The sequence below is a fragment of the Streptococcus sp. oral taxon 431 genome (genome assembly GCF_023115445.1).
Classification (GTDB): Bacteria; Bacillota; Bacilli; order Lactobacillales; family Streptococcaceae; genus Streptococcus.
The window spans coordinates 1-599 of record NZ_JALDUI010000043.1 but is presented as its reverse complement, the minus strand read 5'-3'; the positions used below and the strand labels follow the sequence as shown (position 1 = coordinate 599).

1 pseudogene is annotated in these 599 nt (G+C 35.2%); it reads left to right on the top strand.

The features are described 5' to 3' along the window. A pseudogene (locus M1R56_RS10025) lies at positions 1 to 599 on the top strand (IS3 family transposase); the annotation flags it as partial.

Below are 599 nucleotides of genomic sequence, written 5' to 3'. Positions count from 1 at the left end.
AATTCTAATATTAGGTACATGATTAAATTGATTGATCGTTACGGAATAGAGTTCGTCAAAAAAGGAAAAAATCGTTACTATTCTCCTGATTTAAAACAAGAAATGATTAATAAAGTCTTACATGAAGGCTGGACTAAAGATAGAGTTTCACTTGAATACGGCCTCCCAAGTCGTACGATACTTCTTAATTGGCTAGCACAATACAAGAAAAACGGGTATACTATTGTTGAGAAAACAAGAGGGAGAATACCTAAAATGGGACGTAAGCCAAAAAAGAGACCTGAAGAGAGGACAGAATTAGAACGTCTTCAAGCAGAAAATGAGTATCTGAGAGCGGAGAATGCCATCCTAAAAAAGTTGAGAGAACTCCGATTGAAGGAGGAAAAAGAGAAAGAAGAAAGACAGAAATTGTTCAAGAATTAATGACTGAGTTTTCGTTAGATATTCTTCTAAAAGCCATTAAACTAGCTCGTTCGACCTACTACTATCACTTGAAACAGCTAGACAAACCAGATAAGGACCAAGAGCTTAAAGCTGAAATTCAATCCATTTTTATCGAACATAAGGGAAATTATGGTTATCGTCGGATTCATTTAGAA